General features: G+C 77.4%; 1 protein-coding gene. It reads right to left on the bottom strand.

Annotated elements, in window-relative coordinates; all coding sequences use genetic code 11:
- Window positions 1–1,101, bottom strand: a 1,101-nt coding sequence (locus KS423_RS46030; protein ID WP_224285594.1) for a PP2C family serine/threonine-protein phosphatase, incomplete at both ends; no start/stop codon positions are given.

Genomic DNA, 1,101 nt, shown 5'->3' on the forward strand with positions numbered 1-1,101 from the left:
CGGTCGGCGGGACGGGCGGTGCCGGGGGGGCCTCCGGGGGCGCGGGCGGGGCCGGAGGCAGCGGGGCTGCGGGCGAGCCGATCACCGGGATGTCCGGCAGGGTCGGTTCGTGGTCCTCGTCCTCCGGCCCGGCCGGTTGGCCGGCGGGCCGCGCGGTGATCAGCGGCAGGTCCAGCGCGGTCGGGGTCTGGTCGGCCTCCTCGACGGCGGCGGCCGGCGGGTCGATCGGCAGCACGGCGACGGTGATGTTGTCGTGGCCGCCGGCCGCGACCGCGAACTTCACCAGGGTCTGCGCCGTGGCGAGCGGCTCGGTGCGGGCGTCCGGGCGCACGTAGTACGCCAGGTCGGTGGCCGCCTCGGCGTAGTTCCACAGTCCGTCGGTGCAGATCAGCACCACCCCGGGGACGTGCGGGGTGAAGTCGAGGGTGTGCGGCACGACCTCCTCGGCGTCGGCGCCGAGCCAGCCGGTGATCGCGTGCGCGCGCGGGTCGGCGTAGGCCTCGGCCTCGCCCATCAGCCCGGCCTCGACCATCCGGGCGGCCCAGGAGTCGTCCTGGGTGAGCCGGAACGGCTCGGCGGCCGCGCGGTCGTCCGGGATCCAGTACGCCCGGGTGTCGCCGACCCACCCGATGGTGACCCGGCCGTCGGCGGCTATCGCGCTGACGTAGGTGCAGGCGGGCGCGTTGAGGTCGGGCCGGGTGGGGCCGGCGCCGTCGGTGGCGAGGTCGGCGACGGCCTTGGCGGCGTCGGCGATGGCCTGGCGCATCGCCTGGTTCGGGTCCCGGCCGGCCTCCAGGGCGGTCAGCAGCGACTCGGAGGCGGCGTCGACGGCGGTCTCCGAGGCCTCGTCCGGGCGGTCGGAGGAGGAGACGCCGTCGCACACCACGGCGACCACGACCGGCTCGCCGCCGGGCAGCGAGGTCGCGGCGACGGTGAAGGAGTCCTCGTTGCGGTGGTGGCGCACGCCGCGGTCGCTGACCCCGGCGACGCCCCCGAGCGCCTTCTCCATGTGGTCGCGCGGGCGCGGCTGGGCGCCGCCGCAGCCCTCGCAGTAGCCGTCCGCGGCGACCTGCGGCTGCCCGCAGTGCACGCAGACCGGCC

It is taken from the genome of Streptomyces sp. LS1784, assembly GCF_020103755.1.
In the GTDB taxonomy this organism is placed as follows: domain Bacteria; phylum Actinomycetota; class Actinomycetes; order Streptomycetales; family Streptomycetaceae; genus Kitasatospora.